Here is a 14,325-nt window from a genome sequence, read left to right on the forward strand (position 1 = left end):
TATTCCGCGTCAGTGTCTTATCCGTGTCTTTGTTGCTGACCGCGGGATGATTGCAAAGCTATGATGGCGTTGCTAAGAGTACGGAAAAAGATGATCGGCAACCTGCGCAAGCAACAACACACCGCACGAGTGATCGAATGGGATGCGGACAAGGGGTATGGGTGGCTGAAGTTTGAGGACAAGCGACTGTTTCTGCATCGCCGGGATTTTTCCCGGTGGCACCATGTGCCGAAGGTGGGGGAGGAGATCCGCTTCACCTGGGGGCTGGATGCCAAGCAGCGTGCGTGCGCCCAAAATGCGGTGCAGGTGCGTGAAGTGGCTGCGGTGAGCGTGTGGGCGCTGCTGGTGCTGGGAGCGCTGCTGGTGGCGCCTGTGTATGCTTGGCGGCAGACGGGCTGGGAGATGTGGATGCTGGCGGCCTACGTGGGCGTGGTGTCAGTGATGACTTATGCGGCGTATCGAAGTGACAAGCGGAAGGCGCGCAAGAATGCGTGGCGCACCCCTGAGACGATTCTACATCTGCTGGAACTCGCTGGCGGCTGGCCGGGGGCGTGGGTGGCGCAGCGGAGGCTGCGGCACAAGTGCTCCAAGAAGTTTTACCAGTTCGAGTTCTGGCTGATCATCTGCCTGCACCAGTTTGTGGCGTTCGATTCGCTGCAGGACTGGAAGTATTCCCAGTTGCTGAAGCGGGAGCTTTTTGAGGATCATCGGACGCCGAGTGCGATGCGGAGGGGGTGAACCAGCAACGGGCGGATGTGTGGATCGTGAGATTTCGAGATGGCGGGGCGTTCTTGCCGAGGCGGGGCATATTGCAGACGCTGCTGGGGGACGCTGGGGTGCAGCGGAGTGCTGGCTTTGCTTTCCCATTTGCCTGCGGTAACCCAGGGTCGCCTCGCTGAGGCTCGGCTGACCCTGGGCTGTAATACGCAGCCCCTTCAGGGCTGGTGTGAAGTGAAAACGATGCTGGCGGAAGGCGATTCAGCGGTTCAAAACGCGACGCGAAAAGCACTGGGCTCATCTCGGCGGAGCGAGATGGCTACTGTACCTTCAATCCCAGATAGGCCTTCGCATTCGAGTAGCAGATGTTTTTGATCATGCTGCCGACGAGGGTGTCGTCGTTGGGGATGAGGCCGGATTCGATGTCGGTGCCGAGGAGGTTGCAGAGGGTGCGGCGGAAGTATTCGTGGCGGGGGAAGCTCATGAAGCTGCGGCTGTCTGTGAGCATGCCGATGAAGCGGCTGAGGAGGCCGAGATTGCTAAGGGCATTGATCTGCCACTCCATGCCTTCCTTTTGATCGACGAACCACCAGCCGGAGCCGAACTGGACTTTGCCGGGCGTGGTGCCGTCTGCGAAGTTGCCGGCCATGGTGCCGAAGACGTAGTTGGCATTGGGGTTGACGTTGTAGAGGACGGTCTTGGGCAGGGCGTTTTCGGTGTCGAGGCGGTCGAGGAAACGGGAGAGGGTTTCGGCTTGTGGCCAGTCGCCGATGCTGTCGCAGCCGACGTCTGCGCCGATCTCGCGGGCGAGGCGGCTGTTGTTGTTGCGGACGGGGCCGAGGTGGAGCTGCATGGTCCAGCCGCGGGCGGCATTGAGGCGGCCGACGTGGAGCATGATGTTGCTGGCAAACTGATCCTGTTCCTGGGCGCTGGCGGCGGTGCCGGAGCGGGCTTTCTGGAAGATGCGCTCGGCTTCGGAGTCGCTGACGAAATTGGCGTGGCAGTAATTCAGGCCGTGGTCGCTGAGGCGGCCGCCGACGCTGTGGAAGAAGTCGTGGCGTTGCTTGAGGGCATCGAGCAGGGTGGCGTAGCTTTTGACTTCGATGCCGCTGGCGGCGCTGAGCTTGTCACACCAGGCGTTCCAGGCATCGGGGAGGTGGACGGCGAGTGCTTTGTCCGGGCGGAAGGTGGGATAGACGCCGACGTCGAAGCCATCCGCGGCGCACTTTTGATGGTGGGCGAGGTCGTCGATGGGATCGTCGGTGGTGCAGAGGGCTTTGACTTTTTGCGAGTGGAGGATGCCGCGGGCGCTCATCTCGGGCTTGGCGAGGGCGGCCTCGGTCTGCTCCCAGATGGCGGGGGCGGTCTTTTCATCGAGGAGGGTGTCGATGCCGAAGTAGCGCTTCAGCTCAAGGTGGGTCCAGTGGTAGAGGGGATTGCGCAGCGTGTGGGGGACGGTTTTGGCCCAGGCGAGGAATTTGTCGCGAGGGGAGGCCTTGCCGGTGATGAACTCTTCGGGGACGCCGTTGCAGCGCATGGCGCGCCATTTGTAGTGGTCCCCTTCGAGCCAGATTTCGAAGAGGTTCTTGAACTGGCGGTCCTGCGCAATGTCCTTGGGCGGGAGGTGATTGTGGTAGTCCAGGATCGGCTCGTCCTTGGCAAAGGTGTGGTAGAGGCGGCTGGCGGCCTTGGAGGAGAGCAGAAAATCGTCGTGGATGAAAGACATTGCTGTTTGTCGGTTGGTGGTGACGTGCCTACACTGGCAGGATGATGAAAACACGCAACTGGTTCGCGCTCCTACCCGCTCTGGCCTTGTGCGCGTGCAGTACGGTGAAATTTTACACGCAGGCGGTCGGCGGGCAGACGGAGATCTGGCGGAAGTCGCGGCCGAATGACAAGGCGCTGGCGGACCCGAGCGTGAGCGAGCACGTGAAGCAAAGGCTGCGGCTGATCGAGGAACTGCGGGCGTTTGCGGCGAGCGACCTGCATCTGCCGACGAAGAGCTTTGGGAAGTATTGCGACCTGAAGCGGCCCTACGTGGTGTGGGTGGTGTATGCGGCGGAGGAGTTTTCCAGCGAAGGAAAGACGTGGTGGTATCCGCTGGTAGGGAAACTAAAGTATCGCGGCTTTTTCAATGAGAAGGATGCGAAGGTGGAGGCGGAGCGGCTGAAGAAGCAGGGGTATGATGTGTTTGTGGGTGGTGTGGAGGCCTACTCGACGCTGGGCTATCTGGCGGACCCGGTGCTGAACACGTTTCTGCATCGCGATGAGCCGGAGCTGGCGGAGCTTATTTTTCATGAACTGACGCATGCGAAGGTGTTCATCCCCGGGGACACGGATTTCAACGAGGCCTTTGCCACGGCGAATGCGCAGGACGGGGTGCGGCGGTGGCTGCGGTCCAAGGGGGACCTGAAGAGGCTGCGCGAGTACGAGGAGCACCTGAAGAAAAACATGCGGGTGATCGACCTGATGCTGCAGACTCGTGAGAAGCTGAAGGTGGTGTACGGCGACACCTCGACGGATGTGGCTGCGAAGCGCGTGGCGAAGCAGCGTGTGTTTAAAGGCATGCTGGAGCAGGCGCTGGAGATCAGCCCGCACAAGCCGACGCACATCCACTACCTGCCGAAGACCTGGAACAATGCCCGCATCAACACCGTGGCGACGTATTACACGATGGTGCCGGGGTTTGAGCGGCTGCTGAAGGAACAAGGCGGCGACCTGGAAGCGTTTCATCGCGAGGTGGCCGGAATGCGAAAGCTGAACAACGAGCAGCGTATGAAAATTCTCGGCACCCGTTCTTCGACTTCATCATCTTCTTCAACTTCCCAACATGACTGACCATCGCGCGATCCATTCCTTGATGTTTCTTTTCCTGCTGAATTTCTGCGGCGTGGCAGTGGCGCAGCCGTCAGCGAAATGGACGGAGGCTTTTCCGCCGCACAAGATCGCGGGGAATTTGTACTATGTCGGATCGGCGGACCTGGCATCCTATCTGATCGCGACGCCGGAGGGGCACATCCTGATCAACAGCAGCCTGGAGGAATCAGTGCCGCTGATCCGTGCGAGTGTGGAGAAGCTGGGGTTCAAATTTACGGACATCAAAATCCTGCTCATCAGCCATGCGCATTCGGATCATTGTGCGGGCAGCGCGGAGATCGTGAAGCAGACGGGGGCGAAATACTGGGTGATCGAGCAGGATGCCGATGCGGTGGAGAATGGTACCACGGAAAAGCAGCGGCTGGGGAAGGGGGATTACAGGCAGTTTCCGCCTGCGAAGGTGGACCGGCGGCTGAAGGATGGCGAGGAGGTGAAGCTGGGCGGCTCTGTGCTGGTGGCGCGGCTTACGGCGGGGCATACGCAGGGCTGCACGACGTGGACGATGAAGGTGGAAGAGCAGGGAAAACCGCTGAATGCGGTGATCATCGGCAGCCCGAATGTGAACCCGGGCTATGTGCTGGTGGGGAACAAGAACTACCCGGGGATCGCGACAGACTATGTGAAGACTTTTGAAACGCTGAAGGCGCTGCCGGTGGATCTGTTTCTGGGGGCGCATGGGGTCTATTACGACATGGAGGCGAAGTATGCGCGGCTGGGGAAAGAGGAAGGGAATCCGTTCGTGGATCCGGCTGGGTATCTGAGGTATGTGGAAGACCGGGAGGGGGCGTTCCGGAAGGAGTGGGAGAAGCAGAAGGGAAGCAAGTGAAGAGGGCAGGGAAGCAAAAACGTTCGCTCTAATCGGCCGGCGTTTCTGTGCGAAAAGACTGATTATCTGCCTGGATCAGTTTTTCACATCGCGCCGGCCTTCAATCCTGCTTGTTTTGCTTGTTCGGTCACAACGTAAAGGGCATATTAACAGCTAATGCATTGACTCAGAATCCCGCGGTCACCTGCTATGAATTCAGAACCGCTCATCTGTAGACGCCCCCCGGCCTTCTTTCCGGTGGTCTGCGGTGGGTATGCATTGCTTGGGGGCGCTGTCACGCTTTTCGGCTGGCTCGCTAACGTTCCAGGGCTGACTGACTGGGACGGGGACGGCATTACGATGTTTGGCAATACCGCACTGATGGCGATGGCTGGCGGCGCGGCAGTGTTGCTGCAGGCTTCAGGGAAACGATGGGCCGTGGTGGCAAGCCGTATTCTTGGGATACTCATCACTCTGCTGGGGACTGCCACGCTGATTGAGCATCTGGCAGAGACAGATCTCGGGATCGACCAGCTCTTTGTTCGGGCCAAGTGGGGCGACAGAGCCGCCATGGCGCCGGGCCGTCCAGGTCCTCCGGCGGCCATTTCCTTCGCCCTGCTGGGCCTTGCTCTGACACTGCTCTCATGCGGCGCGAGGGCACGCCGTTTCGTTCCCGGCCTCGGCATTTTCATCATCGCGATCGCGGGTTTGTCACTGGTGGGATATGTCTTCGATGCGGACCGCCTGTATGCAGTTTCACGCTTCACGGGCATTGCGATGCAGTCCGCGACGATGATTCTGGCACTGGCACTGGGGATCACCGCAGCGGTGTCTGAGAGGCAGCCCATGCGGGCATTGTTGGAGTCCAGCGCGGCCGGTGCCCTGGCAAGGCGCGCCCTGCCAGGCATTGTGGGCATACCCGTGGTGCTCGGCTGGTGGCGTCTGAGCGGGCAGCGTGCGGGTTTGTTTGACCTCAACATGGGGACTGCGCTGCTGGTGATCTCCCTCATCGCTTTGCTGTGCACCCTTCTGTGGTGGTGCGTCGCCATTGTTTCCGGCCACGAGAAAATCCTCCGGGCCAAAGAGATCGCGCTCATGCAGGAGATCGCCGAGCGCAAAAGGACAGAAAAAGAGCTCTGCCTGGCGGCGGATCAGGCTCGAGAGGCCTCCCGTGCCAAAGACGACTTTCTGGCTGCGCTTAGCCACGAGCTGCGCACCCCGCTTTCCCCGGCGCTCATGACTTCAGCCGCCTTGGAAAATGATCAATCTCTTCCTGACGGCGTTCGTGAGCAACTGACGGTGATCCGGCGCAACATCCAGCTTGAGGCCCGGTTGATCGACGACCTGCTGGACCTCACGCGGATCAGCCATGGCAAGTTGTTGGTGCATCCGGTGCTGACCAATCTCCATGATCTGATCCAGCACGCGCAGAACACCCTCAGCGAGGAAATTCAACAGAAGTGTGTCGAGCTGCGGTTCGAACTGGAGGCGGCAGAAACTTATGTCCAAGCCGACCCCACGCGGCTCCTGCAGGTGCTGTGGAATCTTCTCAAGAACGCCATCAAATTCACGCCAGCCGGCGGATGCGTCACCATCAGCACATACAATCCCGTGCCCGGACGTGTTGCGGTTCGGGTCAGGGATACAGGCATCGGCATCCCTGAAACGGACATCAAAAGCATCTTTCTTGCGTTCAACCAGGGTGGGCTCACGGGCAGGCATCAGTTTGGTGGTCTTGGGCTGGGGCTTTCGATCTCCCGAGCGATCGTGGACGCACATGGGGGCGAGATTGTGGCTGAGAGCGCAGGCTCGGGCAAAGGTGCGGTTTTTACCATGTTGATAGACGCTGCGCCGGGGCCCGCCAATGAACACGCCCCCTATCCAAGAAACGACGTCCAGCTGCTTCCGCTGCGCCTTCTCCTCGTGGAGGATCACCTTGAGTCTCTGAACGCCATGAGCCGCCTTTTGGAGCGAGACGGGCATTTCGTGGTCCGCGCCACAAACATGCAGGAAGCGCTCGCACAAGCGGCCGCCAACCAATGCGATGTCGTCATCAGCGACATCGGTCTGCCAGACGGTGACGGGTACGCTGTTATGTCGCAGATTCGTGAGCGATTTGGGCTGCCGGGCATTGCCCTCAGCGGCTACGGAATGGAAGCCGACCTTCGAAAGTCGAGCGCGGCCGGCTTTGCCGCGCACCTCGTCAAACCGATCGAATTAGCGCGGCTTCGTGAGGTCATCGCTTCGGTAATGAACAAGTTCCAGCCTTCCCAGGATGTGCACGGCTGATAAATGAGGGGTAGCAGATCCGCCCGGATCACTCCCCGACCTTGATGGTCGAAATTCACAGGAACTCGATGCACTTCCGTGTCGGCATGGTTGCCCCCGCTGGCGGGTGAGACCGTCGGAAGCGCAACTTCCGGCGATGAGTTTGGCAAATCGCGATGCCGCCTGAGAAAGCTTGCATCCAGGGGCTGAATGCTGCGATAATCGGGGTTCGTTTTTGATTCCCTTGATGAACCGTTGTTTTGCTTTTTTCGTATTTGTGAGTGCGGTGGGCGCCGCACCGCTGCCTCCGGTGGTGCCTTTTTTGGAGAAGCACTGTACCGAGTGCCATGATGGCGATGTGAAAAAAGGCGGGCTGGATCTAACGGCGCTGGAGTTCAAGCCGGAGGAGAGGAAGAATTTTGACCTGTGGGTGAAGATCCATGATCGTGTGAGCAAAGGGGAGATGCCGCCGGCGAAGAAGACGCAGCCGGAGGCCGGGGAGGTGAAGGGATTTTTAGCGACGCTGAAAACTCCGCTGCGAGGCCATGAGGTGGCGGAGCAGAAGGCCAATGGGCGCACGGTGCTGCGGCGGCTGAACCGCACGGAGTATGAGAACACGGTGCATGATCTTCTGGGAGTGTCCCTGCCGCTGAAGCACATTCTGCCGGAAGACACGCCGCTGCATGGCTTTGACACGGTGGCGGAGGGGCTGCGCTTCTCGCAGCTGCAGATCGAGAAGTATCTGGAGGCTGCGGATGCTGCGCTGGATGCGGCGATCGTGCTGAGCAGGCGGCCGGTGGCGATCAACCAGCGTTACAGCTACAAAAATGAGCAGGGGATTCGCAAAAATCTGGATACGCCGCCAGGCACTCTGTCTGACCCTACCAATCCGAAGAGCGGGCATCGGGTGATGTTTCTGGAGAACGACAAGGAGGTGATCATGTTCACCACGGGCGACTATCTGGTGGGGCTGAAGCAGTGCCGGCTGCCGGGGCCGGGGAACTACCGCATCAAGCTTTCCGGCAACGCCTTTCAAAGCGAGGGGCAGCCGCTGACGCTGATGATCTACAGCAACAACTACAAGAACAAGCGGCTGCTGAGCTACTGCGAACTGCCTGCGGACAAGCCGCGGGAGTATGAGTTCACCACACGGCTGGATGGCAGCGAGCATATCGTGATTAATTGCGACAGCGTGGGCAAGGACCGGAAGGGGCAGAACATTTACAATGTGGGAGCGGGTGAATTCAAAGGCACGGGGCTTGCCATGCAGTGGATCGAGGTGGAAGGGCCGCTATCCTCGGAATGGCCGCCAGCCAGTTTGAAGAAGGCGCTGGGGGATGTGCCGCTGAAAGAGGTGGACGAGAAGCAGAAGAAGTTCCGTGATGGCAAGCCGCTGGGATATGAACTCGCGCCAGCGGATGTGAAGCAGTCGATCGCGAGCGGCCTGAGCGGTTTTGCGGCGCGTGCGTTCCGGAGGCCGCTTGAGCAGGATGAGGCGGCACCTTACATCGCGCTGGCCACGCAGGCGGTGGATGAGGGGCGGAATTTCGAAGAGGCGATGCGGGTGGGCTTGAGGGCGATTTTGACTTCCCCGGCGTTTCTGCTGCTGGAGGAGCATCCGGGCAAGCTGAGTGATCTCGCTTTGGCAACGAGGCTGTCGTATTTCCTCACAAGTTCGATGCCAGATGAGGAGCTCATGAGGGTGGCGGGAGAGGGCAGGCTGAGCCAGCCGCAGGTTCTGAAAGCGCAGACGGAGCGACTGCTGAAGGGACCGAAGTCGGTAACGTTTGTGACGAATTTTGTGGGTCAGTGGCTGGAGCTGCGGAACATCGATGCGACTGCGCCTGACATGAAGCTCTACCCCGAGTATGACATGCTTTTGAAGCTGGGCATGGTGACGGAAACGGAGGCGTTTTTCAGCGAGATGCTCAAGCAGAACCTGCCGGTGGCGAATCTCGTCCACAGTGACTTTGCGATGGTGAACAACCGCATGGCCGAGCACTATGAACTCGAAGATGTTTCGGGAGAACAGTTTCGGCGGGTGTCATTGCCGGCGGGCAGTCCGCGCGGTGGCGTACTGACGCAGGCTAGCGTGCTGAAGGTGACGGCGAACGGGACGGTGACTTCTCCGGTGATCCGTGGCGCGTGGGTGATGAAGCACCTGCTGGGGCAGCCGCCACCGCCGCCACCCGCGAGCGTGGGGGCCATCGAGCCGGACACGCGGGGCACGACGACGATTCGTGAGCAGCTGGCGAAGCATCGCGACAGCGAGAGCTGCGCCTCCTGCCATAAGAGCATCGACCCGCCCGGATTTGCGCTGGAGTGCTTTGATGTGATCGGCGGCTACCGCGAGAACTATCGGTCCAATGAGAAGGGGGCGAATACCAAGCGCAAGCTGCATGGGCAGAACATCTGGCAATACAAGGAAGGCCTGCCGGTGGATGCCAGCGGTGAGCTGGCGGACGGGCGCAGATTTCAGGGCATCGTGGAATTCAAGAAGCTGCTGCTGGACCAGCAGGATCAGGTGATGCGGGCGCTCGCGGGCAATCTGGTGACCTATGGCACGGGTGCAGGCATTCAATTTGCGGATCGCGATGCGGTCGAGTCGATTGCGAAGCAGGCAAAGGCCGAAGGGGCCGGGCTGCGCTCGCTCGTACATGCGGTGGTGCAGAGTCCGCTGTTTTTGAGCAAATAATCCGCGTTTCAATTCGAACTTATCACATCTCATGATCACACGTCCTGCTCTTTCCCGCCGTTCCTTTTTGCATGGTTCTGGTGTCTCGCTGGCTCTGCCGTTTTTGGAGGCGATGATGCCGAGGCTTTCGAGTGCGGCGGCTGCAACGCCACCGAAGAGGATGGTGTTTGCCTGTGCCTCGCTGGGGATCTATGGGCCGTCGTTGTTTCCTAAGGAGACCGGTCGGGGATATGCGCTGACGCCGTACCTTGAGGCGCTGAAGGATCATCGGGAGGATTTTACGGTGCTGTCTGGTGTGTGCCATCCGGATCAGGCGGGGGCGGACGGGCATACGTCTGAAATGACGTGGCTGACTTCTGCACGCGGGCCGGGGCTGGGAGGATTTCGCAACACGGTTTCGATCGACCAGTTTGTGGCGGAGAAGATCGGGCATGAGACGCGCTATCCTTCGCTGGCGCTGAGCACGGCGGGGCAGGGCAGCCAGAGCTACACGCGCAGCGGGGTGATGGTGCAGGCGCAGTCGAAGCCTTCGCAGGTGTTTGCGAAGCTCTTCCTGGATGGCACGCCGGGGGAGATCAATAACCAGATGCGCAAGCTGAAGGAAGGGCGCAGCATCATGGACACCGTGCAGGCTGAAGCGAAGCGGTTTGAGAAGCGTGTGGGCGCGGCCGACAAAGAGAAGCTGGATGAGTATTACACGTCTGTGCGCGAGATGGAGGAGCGCATGCTGAAGTCTGAAGCTTGGGTGCAGAAGCCGAAGCCGAAGGTGGATGCGAAGCCGCCGACGGATGTGGAAAACGAGGCGGACCTCATCGCAAGGATGAAGCTGCTGTTTGACCTGATCCCACTAGCGCTGCAAACGGACAGCACCCGGGCGATCACGGTGCTGGTTCAGGGGCGTGGTGATGTGCCGCTGATCAACGGTGTGACGATGGCGCACCACAACCTTTCGCATCACGGGCAGGATCCGATGAAGATCGAGCAGTTGCAGCGGATCGAGCGTGCGGAGTTTGAGGCGTTGAACGGTTTGTATACGGCGCTGAAGGCGAAGAAGGAAGCCAACGGCAGTCTGCTGGACAACACGATGGTGCTGTTTGGAAGCAACCTTGGCAATGCGAACAGCCATGACTGGCACAACCTGCCGCTGGTGTTTGGCGGTGGTGGTTTCAAGCACGGACAACACCTGGCGTTTGATGCGAAGAACAACCAGCCGATGTGCAATCTGTTTGTGCAGATGATGCAGCGCATGGGTATCGAGGCGGATGCGTTTGGATCTAGCTCGGGGACGAGTTTGCCGGGGCTGGTGGTGTAAGGGAAGTACGATGGACACTCCTGTCCGTCGATCAGCGGCACCGCCAACATTGTGGCGCACTACTCACCACCAATGGGGACGATGGGGGGCCATGCCGCTGCTGTGGCGACATCACTGGATTGGTTGAGGCTTGTGGGTTTTGGAGGGGGCGCTGATCCACAGACGAGGAGTGTCTATCGTACTGATCCAGTCTTACTTCTTCGGACTGTCCTTCTTCGGGCGGGGCTTTGGCACAGTGTCTCTTTTGGGAGTGTCTTTCCTGGGTGGGCGTGGTTTGGGCGGGGTGCTGGAGAGGATCTTTTGGGGAAGGGTGGCTTGGATGATTGCGGGCGGGGAGGGTTCGGCGGAGGCGGACTTCTTTTTGTCCTTGGGGGGCTCCGGCTTCTTCTCTTCCTCTTTGCCGTCTTCGGGTTTCACGGGGGTGCGGACCTGGAAGTTGGTTTCTTTGCCGAGGTTTTTGGTGACGGTGGCGGGGTAGTCCCAGGCGGCTTTGTCGGGAGCGTAGATGATGGTGCGGGTTCGCATGGCGGCCATGGCGGCGGCCTGGGGGATGTCGAGGTATTTGAGGACATTGAGCAGCGCGGGGCCGGTGGCTTCGGGGTCGCCAGAGACGGTGCCGTTGTGGGTGAGGGGCAGGTCGTGGAGGTCGAGGCGCTTGATGCCGTCTTCAAACAGGGAGGCGTAGAGGGAGTCGACGGCCATGTCGCGATGGGCCTGGATCCAGAGCGGTGTCTCGCCAAAGCCGGGGATGGCGCGGAAGGTTTGCACGGTGCGGCGGATGTCCCACACGCGCATGCCATCGAGCGTCTGGCCGAGGAGGTAGAAGCGGCGCAGGCGCTGGGTTTGGGCCTTGGGGCTGCCGGTCCAGGCGGTGGGGCCGACGCCACGGGGGCAGATGTAGGCCATGCCCCATTTGAAATTGGTGAACATCTTCTTTTCCTGCTCGAAGGCGGCATCGTCCTTTGGCGAGCCGGGGAAGACTTCGATGAGCTTGCCAAAGCGTGAGTGGTAGGCGGCGCAGAATTCATCCCAGCCCGCTTCATCCAGCACATTGAGGGCGACGAGATGCAGATCCTCCGCGCGAAGGCCGTCACGGTGGACGATGTAGAGGCGAAGGCGATAAGGAGACTGGCTTTCGAAATCGTAGGCAGTCATGCGGATGCCATCCACCTCGGCGCTGCTTTCCTTTTGAGGATTGACGGAGGCGATGTCCTTGGGCCAGCCGTTGAAGACCTTGTCTTTGAGGCTCTGCATCCAGCTGTCGTTTTGTTTCTCCCAATCGGCGGCATTGGTGGCAGGAGCGGGGGCTTTGGCCATGGGGACGAAAGTTTCGTCGGCCTTGGTGTTGATCTCATCCTTGGGGAGGCCGTCGGTGAAGACGCGGAGGTCGGCAGGCTCGATGGTTTTCTTGGCGCCTTCATCGAGGACGGCCATGGAGTCGGCGCCTTTGAGGAAGCGCTCGAACCAATGGAAGGCGCCGATGTTCAGCGGCTGCAGGTCTTTGTGCGGACCTTCGGCGACTTGCAGGCCGATGTTTCCTTCTTTGCCGAGGAGGGAGTAAACGCGGCGCACGTTTTGGTAGATGCGGAAGACGCCATCGATGGGGAAGATGCTGTCTTTGTCGGTATTAACGATGAGAAGCGGGCGCGGTGCGGCAAGAGCGACCATGCGCTCAAAATTCCAGCGGTAGGTGTTCACGAAAAACATGCAGTCGCAGTGGCCTTCGACACAGCCGTCAATGACTTGGTTCTGCATGTCGGTGACGCCGGCGGTGGGGGCGCTGGCTTTGATGCGTTCATCGAGGGCGGTGATCCACCATGAGTAGGCTCCGCCTCCGCTGCGACCGGTGACGCCGAAGCGGGTCTTGTCCACTTCAGGGCGTGTTTCCAAATAATCCAAAGCGCGGATGCAGCTCCAGGCCTCCAGGCCAGCGGGCGTGTAGCCGCGGGAGAACCACCACCAGCGGCCTTTGCTATAGGTGCCATGGTGCTCGCCGCGGATCTCGCCAAGCTGGACGGTATCGATGATGAGGCAGGCGTAGCCGTGGCGTGCGTACCAGACGCCGTGGTGCTCGTAACCGGTCTTGTTGCCGAGGCTGATGCCGTCCTTGACCACATTGGCATGGCCGCAGACGTAGAGGATGGTGGGCAGAGGCTTTTCGACTTTTGCGGGACGGTAGAAATTGGCGGTCACATAGAGGCCAGGCATGGACTGAAAGTGCATTTTTTCCACGACGTAGCCCTCGCCTTTGACCTCGCCGGTCTTGGTGGGCTGCAGAGGCGTCTTATCTGGCAGGGGATCGAGGCCAAGCATCTCAAACATCTGGCGGCGGTATTCCGGTGCCTGGGCCTTCCAGTCTTCCGCCGAGGTGATGTGCGCGAGGCCGTTTTCTGCCGTGATCTCCCGGGTCTGTTCCGCGAGGTAGCGGTCGAGCAGCCGGTTTCCTGGCGTGTCCGGGGTCTTTTCGGGGTAGGCCGCGAAAACAAGGGTGGGCAGCAGGTAGAGGAGCAGGGAAGGGCGCATGAGAAGAGATGACAGCCAAAACGCGCGGCGAAGGCAAGAGTGATCCTTCTTTTTGAGAACGGGTCCGCAGAAAGGCGAAGAAGTGCAGAAAAAATCAAAACATTGGTTGCATAAAAACTGAGTCGTCTATATTCGCGGCCCCTGATTTTCAGCACCTGCTCGGGTGGCGGAATTGGTATACGCGCAAGACTAAGGATCTTGTGCCGAAAGGCTTAAGGGTTCGAGTCCCTTCCCGAGCACCACTCTTTGAGGTACAAAGAGTTAAGCGGGGTGAAAACTGTCTTGCCAATATCGAGGGTCACGAGTCTGATGGCAATCTGGTGGCATTTTGTCTGGCCAAGAACTCTCCTTGGTTTCGTGTATTCGAGCTCATGGGGTCAGACGAGCTGGAGGTGAATTGGCTTTTAAATGCTCCCACTCCGAAAAAATAATGGAAAGGCGATGCGGGTGATGGGACTGAGTTGCTTTGTATTCGCGATCTCCCCTCCGAGCAGGAAAAAGAAACAGTGGGCAAATGCGATTGAGCGGCAGCCAAAAAAAAATAGCATGAGGTACCCCTTCACCCGGTTTGCTGTATTCTTTGGTGTGCTGGATGAGCTGTTCCATCGCATCCTCCCTTTTGGATGTGTTCTCTACTGGGTTGCCAAGATTGCTTTTGAGGTGTAGCCCACAAACATGAGACGGCTTCCCAGAGATCAGCAGCTTGGCATAAGCATAGCCACGGGGAGCATGGGCTCAACCCCTCTTCCATGACTCAGACCATGCAGAATTGGCCTTAAATCGGGAAAGAATGGTGATTTGTTGTTCTCCCAGCTTGTGGCGTGAAACTGTCGAGGAATCGACTGGTCACATGCATTGAGAAGCCAGGCATCAGCTTCGCCAGACGTTGAGCAGCTTCATCATTCCTGACCTCCTCCAAAACGACTAACGGGTGCAGGTGTTTCTGCGAGCCGTTGGAAATGAGTTATTTACAAGCTGTCTGAAGATTCGTTCTTTCGGCAATCCGATCGACGAGAACCGCGCCCCAAAATAAAAGTTCGCCCTGAGAATCCAACTGACCAAACAGTCAATAAGATAAATAATGATTTGGGATGTCCCGGTGGGCGCTGGATGGCATGAGAAAAAAAT

9 protein-coding genes and 1 tRNA gene are annotated in these 14,325 nt (G+C 59.4%); 7 read left to right on the plus strand and 3 right to left on the minus strand.

Annotation, left to right across the window (positions count from 1 at the left end):
* Positions 1 to 90: 90 nt before the first annotated feature.
* Complete coding sequence (locus tag ACILSR_RS05990) at positions 91 to 738, plus strand: DUF1294 domain-containing protein (RefSeq protein WP_395748825.1); 648 nt, start codon at positions 91 to 93, stop codon at positions 736 to 738.
* A 298-nt stretch (positions 739 to 1,036) separates the two neighbouring features.
* Here ACILSR_RS05990 and uxaC read toward each other — a convergent pair whose 3' ends face one another.
* A complete protein-coding gene (uxaC, locus tag ACILSR_RS05995; RefSeq protein WP_395748826.1) occupies positions 1,037 to 2,443 on the minus strand; it encodes a glucuronate isomerase in 1,407 nt (468 codons plus the stop codon).
* A 104-nt stretch (positions 2,444 to 2,547) separates the two neighbouring features.
* Between uxaC and ACILSR_RS06000 the strand changes: the two genes are divergently transcribed.
* From ACILSR_RS06000 to ACILSR_RS06020, 5 genes are all read left to right on the plus strand, one after another.
* Entirely contained in the window at positions 2,548 to 3,555 is a 1,008-nt protein-coding gene (locus ACILSR_RS06000; RefSeq protein ID WP_395748827.1) for an aminopeptidase, read from the plus strand.
* Between the two features lie 22 nt (positions 3,556 to 3,577).
* Entirely contained in the window at positions 3,578 to 4,420 is an 843-nt protein-coding gene (bla, locus tag ACILSR_RS06005; protein ID WP_395748964.1) for a subclass B3 metallo-beta-lactamase, read from the plus strand.
* Between the two features lie 189 nt (positions 4,421 to 4,609).
* On the plus strand, positions 4,610 to 6,688 hold the full coding sequence (locus tag ACILSR_RS06010; RefSeq protein WP_395748828.1) for an ATP-binding protein: 2,079 nt from the start codon (positions 4,610 to 4,612) through the stop codon (positions 6,686 to 6,688).
* A gap of 226 nt (positions 6,689 to 6,914) precedes the next feature.
* Complete coding sequence (locus ACILSR_RS06015; RefSeq protein WP_395748965.1) at positions 6,915 to 9,362, plus strand: DUF1592 domain-containing protein; 2,448 nt, start codon at positions 6,915 to 6,917, stop codon at positions 9,360 to 9,362.
* 31 nt (positions 9,363 to 9,393) lie between these two features.
* A complete protein-coding gene (locus tag ACILSR_RS06020) occupies positions 9,394 to 10,674 on the plus strand; it encodes a DUF1552 domain-containing protein (RefSeq protein WP_395748829.1) in 1,281 nt (426 codons plus the stop codon).
* A gap of 192 nt (positions 10,675 to 10,866) precedes the next feature.
* Here ACILSR_RS06020 and ACILSR_RS06025 read toward each other — a convergent pair whose 3' ends face one another.
* Positions 10,867 to 13,197 carry an alpha/beta hydrolase family protein gene (locus tag ACILSR_RS06025; RefSeq protein ID WP_395748830.1) on the minus strand — a complete coding sequence of 777 codons (2,331 nt, stop codon included), beginning with the start codon at positions 13,195 to 13,197 and terminating at the stop codon, positions 10,867 to 10,869.
* 157 nt (positions 13,198 to 13,354) lie between these two features.
* Here ACILSR_RS06025 and ACILSR_RS06030 point away from each other — a divergent pair.
* Positions 13,355 to 13,439 (plus strand) — tRNA-Leu (locus tag ACILSR_RS06030).
* 127 nt (positions 13,440 to 13,566) lie between these two features.
* Here the strand turns inward: ACILSR_RS06030 and ACILSR_RS06035 are convergent.
* On the minus strand, positions 13,567 to 13,803 hold the full coding sequence (locus ACILSR_RS06035) for a hypothetical protein (protein WP_395748831.1): 237 nt from the start codon (positions 13,801 to 13,803) through the stop codon (positions 13,567 to 13,569).
* Positions 13,804 to 14,325: the final 522 nt, after the last annotated feature.

Origin of the sequence: Prosthecobacter sp. (assembly GCF_044222565.1) — a bacterium.
Lineage (GTDB): Bacteria > Verrucomicrobiota > Verrucomicrobiia > Verrucomicrobiales > Verrucomicrobiaceae > Prosthecobacter.

Bases quoted from the DNA above. Each gene is read 5' to 3' on its own strand.
- bla (WP_395748964.1), top strand. From the start codon at position 3,578: ATGTTTCTTTTCCTGCTGAATTTCTGCGGCGTGGCAGTGGCGCAGCCG.
- ACILSR_RS06020 (WP_395748829.1), top strand. From the start codon at position 9,394: ATGATCACACGTCCTGCTCTTTCCCGCCGTTCCTTTTTGCATGGTTCT.
- ACILSR_RS06025 (WP_395748830.1), bottom strand. From the start codon at position 13,197: ATGCGCCCTTCCCTGCTCCTCTACCTGCTGCCCACCCTTGTTTTCGCG.
- ACILSR_RS06015 (WP_395748965.1), top strand. From the start codon at position 6,915: ATGAACCGTTGTTTTGCTTTTTTCGTATTTGTGAGTGCGGTGGGCGCC.
- uxaC (WP_395748826.1), bottom strand. From the start codon at position 2,443: ATGTCTTTCATCCACGACGATTTTCTGCTCTCCTCCAAGGCCGCCAGC.
- ACILSR_RS06010 (WP_395748828.1), top strand. From the start codon at position 4,610: ATGAATTCAGAACCGCTCATCTGTAGACGCCCCCCGGCCTTCTTTCCG.
- ACILSR_RS05990 (WP_395748825.1), top strand. From the start codon at position 91: ATGATCGGCAACCTGCGCAAGCAACAACACACCGCACGAGTGATCGAA.
- ACILSR_RS06035 (WP_395748831.1), bottom strand. From the start codon at position 13,803: ATGGAACAGCTCATCCAGCACACCAAAGAATACAGCAAACCGGGTGAA.